Origin of the sequence: Pararcticibacter amylolyticus (assembly GCF_003130405.1) — a bacterium.
Taxonomy (GTDB): Bacteria; Bacteroidota; Bacteroidia; order Sphingobacteriales; family Sphingobacteriaceae; genus Arcticibacter; species Arcticibacter amylolyticus.
Genome location: NZ_QEAS01000079.1, coordinates 1 through 1,169, shown reverse-complemented (window position 1 = coordinate 1,169; position 1,169 = coordinate 1). Strand labels below are relative to the sequence as shown.

General features: G+C 41.6%; 2 pseudogenes. Both read right to left on the bottom strand.

Annotated elements, in window-relative coordinates:
- Window positions 1–734, bottom strand: a pseudogene (locus tag DDR33_RS25130) (hypothetical protein); the annotation flags it as partial.
- A gap of 129 nt (window positions 735–863) precedes the next feature.
- Window positions 864–1,169 (bottom strand): annotated as a pseudogene (locus DDR33_RS26200) (hypothetical protein); the annotation flags it as partial.

Sequence of the window (1,169 nt, the reverse complement as noted above, 5' to 3'; positions counted from 1 at the left end):
CCGTTCAGATCAACTTTTACTTCCCTGGCATGTATATTCCCATTTACCGAAAGTTTTGCATCAGGCGTTGTAGTGCCGATGCCCATATTTCCATTGGGCAGAATATTAAAGTAATCCTCAGAGATATATCTGACAGAAAATATATAATTCTTAGACGCAGGCTGCCTTATGATAGACCATTGACCAGGCCCTGTACCAGAAGCACCAGCTACCGCACCCAAAGCAATGCATGAGAAATCACCGTTATTGGAAGGAGGCAGGCGAAGGTTTTCATCATAATTATTGCCAAACGGATTGCTTAAAATGGTCGTACCGGTGACATGTAGATTTGAGGTAGGGTTTGTGTTTCCGATTCCTATGTAACCACTTCCATTAATATAGAAGGGAATCTTCAGGGATGGAATGTAACTCGCGATGTAGAAATCATTCGAGCCCTGTGCCCCTAAATCATTTGTCATTTCCCATAATTTTGTATTGTTGCCCACAAATACAATACTATTCGAAATGTTGGGAGTCACCCCATTGTTCCTGAGGACAATGGCATTTCTGCTTTGTGTAAGTCCATTGTAATTACCTGCCACTTCAAGGGGGGCAGATGGATTTAATGTTCCGATTCCAACATTCCCCTGAGGCTCTATTTTGTTGGTTTGGGCCAGAGTATCAAAGAAGGCAGCGCAGCTAATCACGGCGACTAACAGAAAGCGATTTTTTATAATTCCTGATTTAAGCATCATGTTATATGGTTGATGGATTATTGTTGTATAAGATACCTTTCATGTCGTTGAATGATTTGATTCTTGTGATGGATATATAGCTTTTTGAAGCGGGTATTATAAAGCCCTTTTACGTTTTGGGGCCTCAACTTATTCTTTCCCCTTCATTTTATTCATCTTCTTTGTAAGAATGTCTAGCCTGCGGTTCTGCTCCTGGATGGTTTTGTTCTGGTCGATCAGGTATAGCGTTAGCTCTTCTATTTTTTTCAGGAGTTTTGCATTCATTTCGCCCAGACTTATACCGTTATCATTTACTTCGCGGGCAGAAGGGATCTCAGGTAAATGATTGTTCTCCAGAACAAAGCGTTCTAACTCAGCAAGGGGACGTCTTTGAAATTGCGGAGTAAAAACATAATCCGGCCAATTCGCCGTCTCGACCTTTATTTCATGAGCCCG